This is a genomic window from Marinicauda algicola, from assembly GCF_017161425.1.
Lineage (GTDB): Bacteria > Pseudomonadota > Alphaproteobacteria > Caulobacterales > Maricaulaceae > Marinicauda > Marinicauda algicola.
The window spans coordinates 189003-204899 of sequence record NZ_CP071057.1 but is presented as its reverse complement, the minus strand read 5'-3'; the positions used below and the strand labels follow the sequence as shown (position 1 = coordinate 204899).

Genomic DNA, 15897 nt, shown 5'->3' with positions numbered 1-15897 from the left:
AAATCCTCAGGCGTTCGAAGGTGCGTGAAAGCGACCCTCATGCAGGCTTGCGACGATTTTGTGGACACCCGATGCGTTCGATCCCTTGATCAGCACAACATCGCCGTCGCGCAGAATCTGGCCGAGCCGCTCGAGGCCCTCGCCGGCATTGTCCGCCTGCCGGCCTTCGACGGACTTTGGCAGGGCGCTGAGCAGCGTCTGCATGCCGCGCCCGACGCCGATCACGATGTCGACGCCGGCAGTCTTCAGGGGCTCGGCGAGTGCCGCGTGCATCGCCTCGCTCTGGGGCCCGAGCTCGAGCATCTCGCCCAGCACCGCGATACGCCGCCCGCCGCGCGCCGGCTGACGATTGGCGAGCCCGGCAATGGCTGCAGTCATGGAAGCGGGATTGGCATTGTAGCTGTCGTCGACGATCAGTGCCTCGCCACCGTCGGGCAGGGACAGGGTGAAGCGCGCGCCGCGACCCGGCGCGGCCGTCTGGCTCGCGAGCACCTCGGCGACGATTTCCGGTTCCAGGCCGGCCGCGACACAGGCCGCCATCACCGCGGCGGCATTGATACCCTGGTGCGCGCCGGAGGCGCCGACCCGGATCACGATCTCGCGCCCGAGCACGTCGAGCCTGCCGGTCCCGCCGTCAGGCCCGTCGGTATATGAGACCACCCGCACCGCCGCCTTCGGCGCGGCGCCGAAATCGAGCAGGAAGCCCGCCCTGCTCGCGTTCACGTGGCCGGCCAGGCGGTCGCGGAACTCGTCGTCGGCCGGGATGACGGCGATGCCGTCGGGCTCCAGGCCCTCGAAGATCTCCGACTTGGCGTCGGCGATCGCTTCCATGGAACCGAGATTTTCCAGGTGCGCCGGCGCGATCTTGGTGATCACCGCGACGTGCGGGCGGACCTGGGCGGTCAGGGCGCGGATCTCGCCGGCATGGTTCATGCCCATCTCGAACACGGCATGCCGGGTGCCGGCCGGCATGCGCGCGAGCGTCAGCGGCACGCCCCAGTGATTGTTGTAGCTCTTCACGCTCCAATGGGCGGGGCCGGCCGCGCGGAACGCCGCGGCGATCCACTCCTTCACGCTGGTCTTGCCGACCGAGCCGGTGACCGCCACGCGCACGGCGCCGCAGCGATCGCGCGCCGCCGCGCCAAGATCGCGCAGCGCCTGCAGCACGTCGGGGACGACCAGCCTGGGGCCGTCGCACACGCCGGGCTTCGAAACCAGGGCAGCCACCGCGCCGGCATCGAGCGCAGCCTGCGCGAACTCGTGGCCGTCGCGTTGGTCGGACAGCGCGACGAAGAGATCGCCGGGCTCGATCGTGCGGGAATCGATGGAGACACCGGTGGCGGTCCATTCCCCGCCCTCCAGGCGTCCGCCGGTCGCCCTCGCGGCATCCTTCGCGGTCCAAAGCGGGCGGTTCATCGCCCCCTCCCCTGCTGCTTGAGCGCCTTCTTCGCCGCCTCGCGGTCATCGAAAGGGATCACCCTGTCGCCGACGATCTGGCCGGTCTCGTGGCCCTTGCCGGCGATGAGCAGCGTGTCGCCCGCCTCCAGCATCGCGACGGCTTCGCCGATGGCCTGCGACCGGTCGGCGATCTCGCGCGCCTTGGGGCAGGCTTTCAGGATCGAGGCCCGGATCTTCGAAGGATCCTCCGAGCGCGGATTGTCGTCGGTGACGATCACAAGATCGGCGAGCTTCTGGGCCACCGCGCCCATCTTCTCGCGCTTGGAGGGATCGCGGTCCCCGCCCGCGCCGAACACCAGCACTATGCGCCCGCGCGTGTGCGGGCGTGCCGCGCGCAGCAGCTTGTCCAGCCCGTCAGGCGTGTGTGCGTAATCCACCAGGATCGGACAGTCCTCGCGCGTCGTCGCGGCGAGCTCGAGCCGCCCCGGCACGCCGATGAGTTTCGACAGGCTCGCGAAGACCTCCTCCGGCGATACCCCGCTCTCGATCGCGAGCCCGGCCGCCATCAGCGCATTGGAGGTCTGGAACTCGCCGATCAGCGGCAGGGCCAGGCGATGCTCCTCGCCCTTGTAGGCAAGGCGGATGTCCTGGCTTGCCGGATGGGGCGTGATCTCCTTGATCTGCAGCTCGCGCCCGCCCCAGCCGATCGTCGTGACGTCGCGGCCAAGCTCGCGGCAGCGGTCGGCGACCTTGACCCCCCATTCGGTGTCGACATCGATCACGGCCGGCGCGCCGGACGGCAGGAGCGTGTCGAACAGGCGCAGCTTCGAGGCGAAATAGTCCTCGAAATCGGGATGATAATCGAGATGGTCCTGGGTGAGGTTGGTGAAGCCGGCAAGGCTCACCTTCACCGCATCCATCCGACGCTGCTTCAGACCGTGGCTGGAGGCCTCCATGGCGAGATGGGTCACGCCCTCGCGCGCGATCTCGTCGAGTGCCTTGTGAAGACGGATCGCATCCGGCGTGGTGTAGCCGACATCGGTGCGTCCGCTTTCGCGCGTGACGCCGAGCGTGCCCAGCGCGGCGGCCTTGCGCCCGCTCATCGCCCAGATCTGGCGCAGGAACTCCACCGTCGAGCTCTTGCCGTTCGTACCCGTCACCGCCGCGATCGTCTGCGGCTGGCGGGGATGGAACCTCGCCGCCATCGCGGCGAGCGCCTCGCGCGGATCCTCGACGGCGATCAGCGGCTTTCGCGTCGCGATGTCCGGCGTTCCAAGGATCGCCACCGCCCCGCGATCCTCGGCCATCGCCACGAAGTCGCGCCCGTGCGTCCTCACGCCGGGGAGCGCGGCGAAGATCTCGCCGGGCTTCACCTGCCGGCTGTCGAGCGCGAGGCCGGTGACGGCCAGATCGAGCATGTCCTTGCGCACGCTCACGCCCGGCGGGAGCAGATCGCGCAGATGACGCACCGCGCTCATGGCTCCTGCCCTTCGACGGCTTCCGGCGCGACGACGATGTCGAGCGGCTCCTCGGGCCCGCGCCGGACCTGGACGCGCGGCGCGAACATCTGGGCGACGACGCTCGCCTGGGCCTGCGGGTCCGCCTCACGCGGGGCGATGCCGAGGATCGAGGCGAGCTGGGCGATGATCTCGCCCGAGGCCGGTGCCGCGTTCCAGCCCGCGGTGCGGAAGCCGTGCGTGTTTTCTGTCGGTTGAGGCAGGTAGAAGGTCACGAGCAGCACGTATTCGGGATCGTCGAACGGAAAGATCGAGATGAAGGAGGTGTAGACCGACCTCGTATCATAACGCCCATCCACGATCTGCTCCGCCGTACCGGTTTTCCCAGCAACCGCCAGTCCTGCGACATCCGCGCCGCCGCCCGACCCCTCGGTGACGACCTGGCGCATCACCGCGAGCACCTGCGCGGCGGTCGCGGCGCTCAGCACCGGCTCTCCGGCGATGGTCTCGCCCGGCGCGACGGGACGCAGGGTCGGCGGCACATAGACCCCGCCATTGGCGAGCGCCGCATAGGCGGCGGCCAGGGTGAGCGGGGTGATGTTGAAGCCGTGCCCGTACGAGGCGGTCATGTTCTCCACCCGCCCCCAGCGCTGCGGCATCAGCGGCGGCGCACTCTCGGCGAGCTCCACCGGCGCGCGCTCGAACAGGCGCAGATCGGAGAAGAAGCCGGTCAGGACGTCGGAGCCGATCGTGTCGGCGATGCGTGCGGTGGCGATATTGGATGAATGGATCATTGCCTCGCGCGCGGTCAGAGGCCGTCGCTCGGGATGGAAGTCGTGAATGCGGAAACCGCCGACCGCGAGCGGCTCGGTCGCGTCGAAAACGTCGGTGAGCTGCACCTGCCCGCTTTCGAGCGCTGCGGCGAGGGTGAGCGGCTTCATCACCGAGCCGAGCTCGTAGACGCCGGAGACCGGCCGGTTGAAGCGGGCTTCGGCCGGCTCGTCGCCGGGCCGGTTGGGATCGAAATCGGGCAGCGAGACCATGGAGATGATCTCCCCGGTCCCGACCTTGAGCAGCACCGCGCTCGCGCCTTCGGCCCGGAACTCGGCCATGCGCGCGCGCAGCACCCGCTCGATCGCGTTCTGGGCCGTGAGATCGATGGACAGGCTGACCGGCCGGCCGTCTCCGGCCGACAGCTCGGAGTCGAAGGCGAGCTCGGCGCCGGACACGCCGTTGAGATCGGTATCGGTGTAGCCGACCAGATGGGCCGCGGCGCGCTTCTTGGGATAGATGCGGCCCGGTTCGATGCGGAAGTCCAGGCCCGGCAGCCCCAGAAGGTGGATCGCCTGGCGCTGGCGCGGGCTCAGCTGGCGCGCGATCCACACGAAGCGCCGGTTCGAGGACAGAAGGCGCGCCGTGCGCTCGACATCGAGATCGGGCAGCACGGTCGCCAGCTGCTCGGCAGTCTCCTGCGCGTCCCAGACGAGGCTCGGATCGGCCCACAGCGAGTGGAAGTCGAGATTGGTCGCCAGCACCTCGCCGTCGCGGTCCGTGATCTCGCCGCGCGGAGCGGGCGCACTGGCATAGCTGCGCCCCGGCCCGCTCTCGGTGTGCGGTGTCAGGGCGAGATCGACGGCGCGCACGCCGAGCAGGGCGAAGCCCACCCCGAGCACCGCACCGATGACGCCGAGCCGGCCGCGCGACAGGGTCAGCGCGGCGCCGGTCTCGTCATCCAGGCGCAGCAGGCGGGTCACATCTGCTGGCGCGGCCTCCAGCACGGGCGGCGGCGTGCGTGCCTGCCGGTCCTCGCGGACCTTCACCCGGCCGAACAGACGCGCGAGCGGGAAGACCATCAGGGACGGCCTCCGGTGCGGCGTACCGAGGCGGTCTGCGGCACCGCGGGACCTTCGGACACCGCGGCGGTCTCGGGGGTCACGCTGGGCAGCTCGTTGAGACCGATCTCCTGGTTCGGCCGGATCGGCTCGAAGCCGAGATAGGCGCGGGCGAGCGCGCGCAGCTGCTCGGGATCTTCCAGATGGGCGACATTGACCTGGAGCGTGTTGATCCGGCCGCGCTCCTCGGCGAGTTCGGCCTGCAGGTTGGCGAGCCGGTCCTGCGCCTTTCCCGCCTCGGTCTTGGCGATGTAGAGCGCCAGGAGCAGGGCCACGGCGATGGTCAGACCGAGCAGATTGATCGCTTTCATCATGAGGCGACCTCCAGGAGGCGGCTATAGGGCGGAACTCCCCCGACGCTGGGCTCGCGCGCGGGCCAGGCCGGCTCGCTCGTGCGCACCCCGGCCCTGAGCTTGGCGGAGCGGGCGCGCGGATTGTCCGCGACCTCCGCCTCGCCCGCCTCGACGGCCTTCTTGGTGAGCAGCGAGAAGCTCGGCGCGTGCTCGGGCAGGGTCTCCGGCTCGTGGCGCGAGCCCCGGCCGAGCAGCCCTGCACGTTCGCGCAGGAAGGATTTGACGATGCGGTCTTCCAGTGAATGGAAGGTAACAATAACGAGCCGGCCGGCGGGCTTGAGGACGCGCTCGGCCGCGTCGAGCCCGGCGAGCAGCTCGCCGAGTTCGTTGTTGACGAAAATGCGCAGCGCCTGGAAAACGCGCGTGGCCGGGTGGATGCGCCCTGGCTTGCCGCCGACGGCCCGGCTGACGATGTCGGCCAGGCGCAGCGTCGTGGTGATCGGCTCGGCCTCGCGCTCGCGCACGATGAACTGCGCGGCGCGGCGCGCCTTCTTCTCCTCGCCATAGACGCGGAAGATGGCGGCGAGTTCCTCCAGCTCGAGCATGTTGACAGCGTCGGCCGCGCTCGGCCCGGAGCGCGACATGCGCATGTCGAGCGGGCCTTCCTTCTGGAAGGAGAAGCCGCGTTCGGCCTCGTCGATCTGCATGGAGGAGACGCCGAGATCGAGGACGACGCCGTCCACGCCCGAGCTCTGCGCGCGCTCGATGACCTCCTCCATGAGGGAGAACGGGCCTTCGGCGAACGCGAAGCGCTTGGGGTAGGCCGCCTTCACCGCCTCGGCGGCGCGCCGGGCGGTGGGATCGCGGTCGATGCCGAGCACGCGCGTCCCGTCGGTTCCAAGGATGCCGCGCGTATAACCGCCCGCGCCGAACGTGCCGTCGACATAGAGCCCGCCCTCGCGCGGCTCGAGATGGTGCAGGACCTCGCTCAGCATGACGGGAAGATGGGCCATCACACCCCCTCCCCGGCGGCGCGGCGCCTGGGCTTGAGGGCGTGCTTGTTCTCGCGCGCGGTTTCCAGATCGCGGCCGGCCTGCTCGGCGATCGCCTCCGGGCTCCAGATCTCGAAGCGCTTGCCGAGGCCGACGAAGGTCGCCTTGGCACCGAGGCCGGCATAGTCGGCGAACTCCCTGGGCAGCGAGATGCGCCCGGTGGAATCGAAGGTGAGCGCCCGGGCGCCGCCGAAGATGACCCGCTCCATGGCGACGCGGCGGTCGTCATAGGGGTCCATCTCGTCGAGCGCCTCGGCGAACTCGTCCATCAGGCGCTGGCCGCATCCTTCCAGGAACGGTCCGTTAAAGGAGCGCCAGACATAGATGCCGTTCAGCGGATCGGAGGCCACGGCCGCACGGAAGGAGGCGGGGACGGATACCCGTCCCTTCGCGTCGATCCCGTTTTCGGTCGTGTAGAGGAACATCCCGCTTCCAGGCCCCGATCGCGCTCAGCCCCCTCGGCTGGTTAATTATGGGATACCATGGGATTTCATGGGAAACAATCTGGAAAGCACCGAAAGAGGCGCTTTTTCTCGCATGCGGACAAGTAAAGGCGGCCCATGCCGCGCCGCAGCACAAGAGAACATGAAGAGAACATCTGTGGAAAACTTCGCCCGCGCCGTTAACACATCGCGAGAGAGAGCAAGGTCAGACGGCCTGTAAGCCGGGTTCTGTACGGGCCGAAGCCCGCGGCGACCATTCATCTGGGGCGGCGGTTGCCCGCCGCCTCTAGCGACCTACCCGGATGGCGCTCGGAAGGCGCGTGCGCCGCCGGAGCGGCGCGTCCATCCCTATTCGGTCTTGCTCCGGGCGGGGCTTGCCGTGCCCCCTTCCTTGCAGTCGGGGCGGTGCGCTCTTACCGCACCGTTTCACCCTTGCCGGCCAATCGGCGAACCGACTGTCCGGCGGTTTGTTTTCTGCGGCGCTTTCCCTGAACCGGCGAACCGGCCCGCCGGGGGTTTCCCGGCGCCCTCCTTCCGTGGAGCCCGGACTTTCCTCTCCGGCCCGGCTTTCGCCACTGGACCGGAGCGGCCGCCCGGCCGTCTGACCGGGCTTAGATAGTGCGCCGCACCACCCCCGCGCAAGCGCTCAGCCTGCAGCGAGCGCCTTCACCCGCGCGATGAGCCCGGCCGTCTCGCCGTCCACGATGCCGTCGATCGCCTCCGGCCGGAAGCGGCGCTGGAACGCCTTGACGACGGCCTCCATCGCGAGCCCGAACTCGCCGTCGACCGTCAGGGCGTATCCGATCGCCTGAAGATCGAGCTGCAGCGCCTCGACCGGATCGCCGATCGCCCCGATGCGCATCAGCTCGGCAACGTCCTTGCCGGCCGGGTCCGGCCACAGCCCGACCCCGGCCGCCGCCAGGTGGCGCCAGGGAAAGCGCTCGCCTGGATCGGCCTTGCGCGCCGGGGCGATGTCGCTGTGCCCGACGACGTCGCGCGCCGCGATCCCATGCCGGCCCATCACGTCCCGGCAGAGTTCGATCACCGCCTCGATCTGGGCTTCGGGAAAAGGAGGAAGGCCGAACTCGTGCCCGCCATTGACGATCTCGATTCCGACCGAGGCCGAATTGACGTCCTCGATCCCGCGCCAGGCGCTGACCCCGGCATGCCAGGCGCGCTTGTCCTCGGCGACAAGGCGGAACACCTCGCCGTCCTCCTCGACCATGTAGTGCGCGCTCACCCCGGCCTCGCGCTCGCGCAGCCGGTCGAGCGCCGCGGTCCCGCTCTCCATGCCGGTATAGTGCAGCACCAGGATGGAAACCGGCAGCTTGCGCTCGTTGAAGTTCGGCGAAGGAGTCTCGGTGATCTTCATCGCGGTTTCTGCAGCACGGTTTCGGGCTGGACGGTCTTGGCGCGGCGCGCGGCGACGGTCGCCACCCCGGCGATCGCGAGCGCGCCGCCGAGCACGAGTTGCCATGTCACCGGGTCGCCGAGCAGCACGACGCCGGAGATCACCCCGATGAGCGGGCCCATCAGGGTGAGCGGGGCCACCAGCGAGGCATCGTAGCGCTTCAGCAGCCAGTAGAAACTGCCGTGCGCGAAGACATTGACCAGCAGCACGGTGAACAGCAGCGCGAGAAGGAAGACCCAGCCGCCGGCAATCGTCTGGCTGAGCTGTTCGCGCTCGAAGACGAGGCTCGCGATCAGCAGCGGGGGAAAGGAGATCAACCCCATCCAGGCCTGCAGCGGGATGGGCTTGAGCTCCACGCGCTTCACGAAGATCGAACCGGCCGCGGCCATGAAGGCGGCCGCCACGCCGAACAGCAGCCCGGCGGTGAAGGTGAACTCGGCCGGCTTCAGGACCACGAGGCTCGCCCCGGCGAAGGCGAGCGCCATGCCCCCGCCGCGAATCCAGCGCACCCGCTCCTTCAGGAACACGATCGACAGGATCGTGGTGAAGGGCACGGCGAGCTGCACCACGATGGCGATCGCCGAGGGCGTGGCATATCTCAGCCCGATGAACAGGAAGGCGAACTGCGCCGCGCCCATGGTCAGCGAGGCCCACACGACCGGCATGATCTTCCGCGGCAGCGGCAGCAGCCAGGGCGCCAGGAAGGCATAGAGCAGCGCGAACCGCATGAAGGCGAAGAAGAGCGGTGGCGCGCCCTCGAACCCCGGCACGATGGGCGGGGTGCCCGAAAGCGACCATTTCGCCACGACGAAATTGATCCCCCACACGAGGCAGATCGCGAAAAGCAGAAGGAAATCGCGCGGCTTCATGAGGTCCGGACTAATGCCCGCGCCCGCCTCCGGCAAGCGGCAAAAATGGAAGGCAGGGATGCGCACCGTACCCGGCTTCCCCCCGCCTGAAAGAATCGGAAACTCGGCTCCTGCAACGCCTGCCATCCTGACCATCGCCTTGAAGTTCCACGACCCCTGCCCAAGGCGGGCCGGCGAGTCGTGAGAGGATCGGGCGGAAACCGGCGCGATGTGAGAGACGGGCCTCCCCCGGGTCGGGCGCGCACGGCGGGTGGGCGCCGGGCGCTGATGAAGCGGGGGAGTCTAGGGGAAAGCGGAAAGGACGGGGGTTAGACAGGACCCGGCAGGCCGAAGCCCGGATACCAAGCGGCGGCAAATGGGTGTTCGTCCCCGGCTGATGCCGGTTGATGGGTGTCCCCACTTGATGGTTTCGTCGATCGTCCGCCAGGAATGCATTCAGACCGGGACGAGGACGACGTCGAAGGTATAGACGCCGCTGTCGCCTGCGCGCCGGGCGACGAGCGCGGACCGTTCAGGTTCCGAAACCGAGTTCAGCACGCGGTCGACCTCGTTGAGCGGCTCGCCCTCGAAGTACATCTGCGTGGTGATTTCACGGAAGCCCCGGCGCGCCACCTTGAAATGTACATGCGGCGGACGCGACCAGCTTTCATCAACCGGGTAGGCTCCCGGCTTGACGGTGCGGAAGCGGTAGCGCCCCTGCGCGTCGGTCGTCAGGATCGCCCATCCCTGGAAGTTGGGGTCGAGCGGTGCGGGGTTGGGATCTGCCTCATGGGCGTAACGCCCGGCTGAGTTGGCCTGCCAGATATCGACCACCGCCCCCGCGATCGGCTCACCCTGTGCACTCAGGACGCGGCCCTCGACCTCGATAATCTCGCCTGCGGCTACCGTATCGCGCCCTGCGACCCGCGTCAGGTCGGCATCCTTGTCGCTCTGCTCGACTGTCGGATAGAAGGGCCCCTCGGTCTGCGCCGGCGTGGCCACAGGATTGCCCTGCGCCGCTCCGCCCAGCACGCCGGCACCGGCGGTCGCCCCCGCGACCATGAACCCGCGCCGCGAAAGATTGGTCCTGCCCATGGCTGTCACCTCCCCGTTTCTTGCCCCGCATGCACCCGAGATCGATCGGCCAGGCTTCTGGGCATGAAGCAGATAACTCCCCTTCCCGGCTAGCGGCAAAACAAATCTGCGCGCACCAGGCCTCGTGCCGCGCCGCTCTCCCCGTCGCCCTCGCCACGCCAAGGCTTCCCGGAACCCTCGTCCCGGCCTCCCGTTAGCCTGCCGAGGGGGCCGTGCGCCCCTGGCGTTCAGCGGGCAGGAGACTTCCCATGACCTATCGGCGCTTCGCCCTGATGATCCTCACCTCCACGATCGTCATGTTCGTGCTGATGTATCTCAACACCTATGCGATCGAGCACGTCTTCTTCTCCGAGACGCGCACTTACATGGCGATCCTGATGGGAGCCTCCATGGCCGTGATCATGATGGGCTACATGTTCTCCATGTACCCGAACGGGAAGATCAACGCAGCCATCATCGCGGCCGGGGTGGTGGTGTTTGCGCTCTCGCTCTGGCTCGTGCGCAGCCAGGTCACGGTCGGCGGCCCGAGCTATATGCGCGCCATGATCCCGCACCACTCCATCGCGGTACTGACCTCGGAACGTGCCAATATCGAGGATGCGCGCGCGGCCAAGCTCGCCCGCGAGATCATCGACGCGCAGAACAAGGAGATCGCCGAGATGCGCTATCTGATCGCGGATATCGCCTCGGGCAACATGGTGCGGGAAATCTACCGCGATCCGCCCGCGGAAGTCGGCACGCTCGATCAGGCGCTGAGCCGGGTCAGCATCGCCGCACTCGATCCCTCGCCGCTGACGCGCGAGGAGGCGGGCGAGGTCGTCGAAGGCGCTGATCTGTGCAACTTCCGCCGGACGCGCTCGGCCGATCCGATCCTGTGGTGGACACCGGACGGCACGCAGGCGGTTACCAAGCTCAACGGCGTGATCATCCCGCTTGAATCCGAGGGCACGAGCGCGGCCGGGCGGGCGGCCTTCGGCGCATCCGGCATGGCGATGTCGGTCGAGGAGATCGAGGGCGGACGGGCCAATGCCTCGCTCGAATTCCGCCTCGAGCGGGGCCTGCACGTGGGCTATCACGGCTTCATGGCGTGCGGGTGAAGAGGCGGCGCTCTCTCGGAGGCCGTCCCCGGCGCGCCTGTCCTCTCGGGCCCGGATTGGATCGGGTCCGACGCACTCCTCGGAGGATCAGTCTGGAAGTCTACCCCTCGCCGGTGCCGTCCACGGTCCAGCCGCGCGGACCGCGTCTGGCGATGAGGACGACCGGGCCGTCCTCGCGCCGGCGGCCCGTGACCTTGCGGTAGAGCCAGTAGGCGCCCGCACCGAGCGCGCCGAGGCCGGCGATGACGAGGGCGGTGGCGGTCAGCACGGCGGCGAGCAGCACCACGAGGCCGATGAAGGCCGCGGCGATGAGCGCGGCGAGGACGGCGCGCGCGACACCCACGAAATTGAAGCCGGTCATCGTCTGCTGTGCGCCCATGGATCTCTTCCTCGTCATACTCAGCGCCCACCCGGCTTCTAGAGTTGGGGATGGATTGTGTCGGGTCAATGGCGCCGGGCGGAATCAGGTTCCGGTTTTCAGGCCGCGTTGCCTCAGTACCGCAGCATAGGCCGCATTGATCGCCGCCATCTTGGCGTCGGCGATCCGCTGAAGGTTCGGCGGCGCGCCGCGCGCGATCAGCCGGTCGGGATGGTTCTGCGAGGCGATGCGCCGGTAGGCGCGCTTGAGATCGGCGTCGGAGATGTCCGGGTCGATGCCGAGCACGGTGTAGGGATCGTCGGCCTCCATCCCGAGATGGGACCGCCTGATCCGGGCGAACTCGCGTTCGGAAAAGCCGAAGAGATCGCCGACCCTGGCGAGATAGTCTTCCTCGTCCGGCGTCACCCGCCCGTCGGCCTGTGCGATGAAGAAGAGCGCGTCGAGCACGTCTTCGAGCACCGCCGGGTTGGCGCGGAATCGCTTGGCGAGGCGTCTTGCATAGCCCTCGAAGCCGAGCGTGGTCTGCTTGGCGAGATCGAAGGCGCGCTGCAGCTGCGCCTCGAAGCCGGACGGGGCGCGGAAGACGTGGGCGAAAGCGCGAACCTCCGAATTCGTCACCGCGCCGTCGGCCTTGGCCATCTTCGCGCCGAGTCCGATCAAGGCCATCGCGAACTCGGCATCGTCCACCGGGTGGCCCGGCGGGCAGTCCTCCTCGGGACACTCGAACGGGTCGCGCGGACCCATGATGCGTTCGGCAAGTTTGCGCCAGAAGTTCATCAGCGGCTATCTCAAGGCCTTCTTCTCGTCTCGCGCCCGCAGAATAACGGAGCCTCCCCATGAGCGAAGCGTACGAAATCTGGATCGACCGGGGCGGCACCTTCACCGATGTTATCGGGCGCACCCCGGGCGGACGCATCGCGGCGCTCAAGCTACTCTCCGAGAGCCCCGCTTATGAAGACGCGGCGACAGAAGGCGTGCGCCGCATATTGTCGCTGGCCGAGGATGAGCCGATTCCGCCCCGCGCGCTCGCCGCGGTGAAGATGGGCACCACGGTCGCGACCAACGCCCTGCTGGAGCTCGACGGCGCGAAGACGCTGTTCCTGGTGAGCCAGGGCTTCGAGGACATCCTGCACATCGGCGACCAGACACGCGCCGACATCTTCGCCCTGAGGATCGACAAGCCCGCCCCGCTCGCCGCGCGCACGGCGGGCATCGCCGGCCGGCTCGACGGCGAGGGCCGCGAGATCGAGCCGCTCGATCTTGCCGCCGCGAAGGGCGCGCTCGAAAACGCGAGGCGCGAGGGATTCGAGGCCGTGGCGATCGCGCTTCTGCACGCCTACCGCAACGACGCTCACGAGCGCGAGATCGAGCGACTGGCGAGCGAGGCCGGCTTCGCGCACGTCATCTGCTCGGCCGATGCGAGCCCGCTGATCAAGCTCGTCCCGCGCGCCTCCACGGCCGTGATCGACGCCTATCTGACCCCGGTCCTGCGCCGCTACGTGAACCGCGTGAGGAGCGGGCTCGGACCGGACACCCCGCTCTATTTCATGCAGTCCTCCGGCGGGCTTGCCGACGCGGACGATTTCCATGCCCGGAACGCGGTGCTCTCCGGCCCGGCCGGCGGCGTGGTCGGCATGGCGATGACCGCGCGCGAGGCCGGCTACGACAAGGTTATCGGCTTCGACATGGGTGGCACCTCGACCGACGTCTCGCGCTTCGACGGCAGGGCCTATGCCCGGGCCGGGGAGGCCAGGCTCGGCGGGCGTCTCCTGCGCGCGCCGATGCTCTCGGTGCACACCGTGGCGGCCGGGGGCGGATCGATCCTGGCGTTCGACGGCGAGCGCGTGCGCGTGGGACCGAGGAGCGCGGGCGCCGATCCGGGTCCGGCCTGCTACGGCCGGGGCGGGCCTGCGGCGGTCACCGACGCCAACGTGGTGCTCGGGCGCATCCAGCCGGACTGGTTCCCGAAGGTGTTCGGGCCGGACAACGACGCCCCGCTCGACGTCGAGGCATCGCGGAAGGCCCTGCAGGATCTCGCCGACGCGATGGGCGCGGACAGCGCCGAGGCGGCGGCGGAGGGCTTCCTCGCCGTGGCCGTCGAGCACATGGCCGAGGCGATCAAGCAGATCTCCATCGCGCAGGGCGTCGATCCCAGGAAATACGCGCTCAACGCCTTCGGCGGGGCGGGCGGCCAGCACGCCTGCAAGGTCGCCGAGGCGCTGGGCATGAGGACCGCGCTGATCCATCCCCAGGCGGGGCTGCTGTCGGCCTACGGGATCGGGCTCGCGAAACTGAGGGAGACACGCGAGGCAGGGCTCGACATCGCCATGGACGAGCACGCGCTGGAGACAGCCAAAACCACCCTCGGCGAACTCGAGGTCGCGGCCCGCTCGGCGCTGGAGGACAAGCAGGCCGGGACGGTGCGAATCTCCAGGGAGGCGCGCCTGCGCGCGAAGGGTTCCGACACCCCGCTCGCCGTGGACTGGGGCAGCGAGGAGGAGATGCGCGCGGCCTTCTCCGCCGCCCACAGGCGCCTGTTCGGCTTCGCCGCCGAAGACGCGGCCCTCGTCATCGATTCGGTGGCCGTGGAGGCCGAGGCCGACCCCGAGGGCGCGGAGCTTTCCGAGCCGGAAGTTTCCCCCCGGCAGGGCCGGCCCGAGGCGGCCGGGACGGCAAGGCTCTACCGGGCGGGCGAGTGGCTCGAGGCCCCGGTATTCCGGCTCTCCGATCTCGGCGCGGGCGCGGAACTCGCCGGCCCGGCCCTCGTCATGGACGCCAACCAGACCATCGTGCTCGATCCGGGCTGGAGCGCGAGGCGCCAGGCGGGCGGCATGCTGGTCCTCACCGGAGCGGGCACAGGCGAGGCCGAGGGCGCGAGCACCGAACTCGACCCCGTCACGCTCGCCCTGTTCAACCGGCGTTTCATGTCGATCGCCGAACAGATGGGCGTGGTGCTCGAACGCACCGCCCATTCGGTCAACATCAAGGAGCGGCTCGACTTCTCCTGCGCGGTGTTCGACCCGCAAGGCGGGCTCGTCGCCAACGCGCCGCACATGCCGGTCCATCTGGGGTCGATGAGCGCGAGCGTGCGGGCGGCGATTCTGGCCCATCCCGATCTCGGCCCCGGCGAGGCGGTGGCGCTCAACGCCCCCTACAACGGGGGCACCCACCTGCCCGACGTCACCGTGATCGCGCCGGTGTGCGATGGCGACGGCAAGCGCCTCTTCTTCGTCGCGGCGCGCGGCCACCATGCCGATATCGGCGGCATCGCGCCGGGTTCGATGCCGCCCTTCTCCAGACGCATCGAGGAGGAGGGCGCGGTCTTCGACGCGGTGAAGATTCTTGCGGGCGGAAGGTTCGACGCCCGCGCCGCCCGCGAACCGCTGGAGGCAGGACCCTATCCGGCGCGCAATCCGGACCAGAACCTCGCCGACCTCAAGGCCCAGCTCGCCGCCTGCGCCAAGGGCGCGGAGGAATTGCACCGCCTGATCGAGGAGCACGGGCGCGACGTCGTCGGCGCCTATATGGGCCATGTCCAGGACAATGCCGAGCGCGCCGTGCGCCGGGTCATCGGCGCGCTCCGGGACGGCTCCGCCGAGGTGCGCCTCGAGGACGGCGCCGTCATCAAGGTCGCCATCACCGTGAACCGCGAAGCCGGCACGGCGAAGATCGACTTTTCGGGCACGAGCGGTCAGCTCGACACCAATTTCAATGCGCCGAGCGCCGTTACCCGGGCCGCCGTGCTCTACGTGCTGCGCTGCTTGGTCGACGACGAGATCCCCCTGAACGAGGGCTGCCTGAAACCGATCGAGCTGATCATCCCGGACGGCTCGATGCTCGATCCCAAGCCGCCCGCCGCGGTGGTCGCGGGCAATGTGGAGACCAGCCAGCTCGTCGTCGACGCGCTCTTCCTGGCGACCGGGCGCATGGCCGCGGCCCAAGGCACGATGAACAACTTCACCTTCGGCAATGCCCGCCACCAGTACTACGAGACGATCTGCGGCGGCGCCGGGGCGGGCGAGTTCGAGGACGGGACGGGCTTTGCCGGCGCGAGCGCGGTGCATACCCACATGACCAATTCGCGCCTGACCGACCCGGAGGTGATGGAGCGGCGCTACCCGGTCCGCATCCGCGCCCACAGCATCCGCGACGGCTCGGGCGGGACCGGCAAGTTCCGCGGCGGTGATGGCTCGGTGCGCCGCGTGGAATTCCTCGAACCCATGGAGGCGGCCTTGCTGTCGGGGCGCCGCAAGCAGGCCCCTCCGGGCCTGAAGGGCGGCGGCGACGGCGTGCCGGGCACGGCGCGGGTCATCCGCAGGGACGGGTCGCAGGAGACCCTGCCGGCCCTGTTCCGCATCGAGGTCGGCCCCGGCGATGTCATCGAGATCGAGACGCCGGGCGGCGGGGGGTATGGGAAGGGATGACCCCTTCGACACGGTCATCCCGGCCAGCCGCAGGCCGAGCCGGGATCGCGCCCTCAGTGCCGATTGGCTATCACCTTGAAACGACGCGAAATCCCGGGTCGCGCTTCG

General features: G+C 69.3%; 13 protein-coding genes and 1 other RNA gene. 2 read left to right on the top strand and 12 right to left on the bottom strand.

Annotated elements, in window-relative coordinates:
- Positions 1-6 precede the first annotated feature (6 nt).
- The 10 genes from JW792_RS01085 to JW792_RS01040 all read right to left on the bottom strand — a co-directional run bounded on the left by JW792_RS01085 (position 7) and on the right by JW792_RS01040 (position 9889).
- Positions 7-1416 carry a UDP-N-acetylmuramoyl-tripeptide--D-alanyl-D-alanine ligase gene (locus JW792_RS01085; protein ID WP_135994490.1) on the bottom strand — a complete coding sequence of 470 codons (1410 nt, stop codon included), beginning with the start codon at positions 1414-1416 and terminating at the stop codon, positions 7-9.
- Positions 1413-2876 carry a UDP-N-acetylmuramoyl-L-alanyl-D-glutamate--2,6-diaminopimelate ligase gene (locus tag JW792_RS01080; RefSeq protein WP_135994491.1) on the bottom strand — a complete coding sequence of 488 codons (1464 nt, stop codon included), beginning with the start codon at positions 2874-2876 and terminating at the stop codon, positions 1413-1415. The genes JW792_RS01085 and JW792_RS01080 overlap by 4 nt, the downstream gene beginning before the upstream one ends.
- The gene (locus JW792_RS01075; RefSeq protein ID WP_135994492.1) at positions 2873-4708 is read right to left on the bottom strand and encodes a peptidoglycan D,D-transpeptidase FtsI family protein; all 1836 of its coding nucleotides are present in this window, start codon (positions 4706-4708) and stop codon (positions 2873-2875) included. Before JW792_RS01075 ends, JW792_RS01080 begins: the two co-directional genes overlap by 4 nt.
- A complete protein-coding gene (gene ftsL / locus JW792_RS01070; protein ID WP_135994493.1) occupies positions 4708-5061 on the bottom strand; it encodes a cell division protein FtsL in 354 nt (117 codons plus the stop codon). Before ftsL ends, JW792_RS01075 begins: the two co-directional genes overlap by 1 nt.
- On the bottom strand, positions 5058-6053 hold the full coding sequence (gene rsmH, locus JW792_RS01065) for a 16S rRNA (cytosine(1402)-N(4))-methyltransferase RsmH (protein ID WP_135994494.1): 996 nt from the start codon (positions 6051-6053) through the stop codon (positions 5058-5060). The genes ftsL and rsmH overlap by 4 nt, the downstream gene beginning before the upstream one ends.
- Positions 6053-6517, bottom strand: a complete 465-nt coding sequence (locus JW792_RS01060) for a division/cell wall cluster transcriptional repressor MraZ (protein ID WP_135994495.1) — start codon at positions 6515-6517, stop codon at positions 6053-6055. The genes rsmH and JW792_RS01060 overlap by 1 nt, the downstream gene beginning before the upstream one ends.
- 219 nt (positions 6518-6736) lie before the next feature.
- Positions 6737-7140, bottom strand: an RNA gene (gene rnpB / locus JW792_RS01055) — RNase P RNA component class A.
- Between the two features lie 41 nt (positions 7141-7181).
- Complete coding sequence (locus JW792_RS01050; protein ID WP_135994496.1) at positions 7182-7907, bottom strand: peptidoglycan recognition protein family protein; 726 nt, start codon at positions 7905-7907, stop codon at positions 7182-7184.
- Positions 7904-8815, bottom strand: a complete 912-nt coding sequence (locus JW792_RS01045; RefSeq protein ID WP_135994497.1) for a DMT family transporter — start codon at positions 8813-8815, stop codon at positions 7904-7906. Before JW792_RS01045 ends, JW792_RS01050 begins: the two co-directional genes overlap by 4 nt.
- A 435-nt stretch (positions 8816-9250) precedes the next feature.
- On the bottom strand, positions 9251-9889 hold the full coding sequence (locus tag JW792_RS01040; RefSeq protein WP_135994498.1) for a dioxygenase family protein: 639 nt from the start codon (positions 9887-9889) through the stop codon (positions 9251-9253).
- A gap of 248 nt (positions 9890-10137) precedes the next feature.
- Here JW792_RS01040 and JW792_RS01035 point away from each other — a divergent pair, with 248 nt between their 5' ends.
- Positions 10138-10986: a DUF305 domain-containing protein gene (locus JW792_RS01035; RefSeq protein ID WP_135994499.1), complete on the top strand. Its 849-nt coding sequence runs from the start codon at positions 10138-10140 to the stop codon at positions 10984-10986.
- A gap of 100 nt (positions 10987-11086) precedes the next feature.
- On the opposite strand, the gene JW792_RS01030 is transcribed toward JW792_RS01035, so the two are convergent.
- Positions 11087-11365, bottom strand: coding sequence for a hypothetical protein (locus tag JW792_RS01030; RefSeq protein ID WP_135994500.1), 279 nt, complete (start codon positions 11363-11365; stop codon positions 11087-11089).
- An 84-nt stretch (positions 11366-11449) separates the two neighbouring features.
- Positions 11450-12142 carry a molecular chaperone DjiA gene (locus JW792_RS01025; RefSeq protein ID WP_135994501.1) on the bottom strand — a complete coding sequence of 231 codons (693 nt, stop codon included), beginning with the start codon at positions 12140-12142 and terminating at the stop codon, positions 11450-11452.
- Between the two features lie 59 nt (positions 12143-12201).
- Between JW792_RS01025 and JW792_RS01020 the strand changes: the two genes are divergently transcribed.
- Positions 12202-15789, top strand: coding sequence for a hydantoinase B/oxoprolinase family protein (locus JW792_RS01020; RefSeq protein WP_135994502.1), 3588 nt, complete (start codon positions 12202-12204; stop codon positions 15787-15789).
- The last annotated feature ends 108 nt before the right edge of the window (positions 15790-15897 follow it).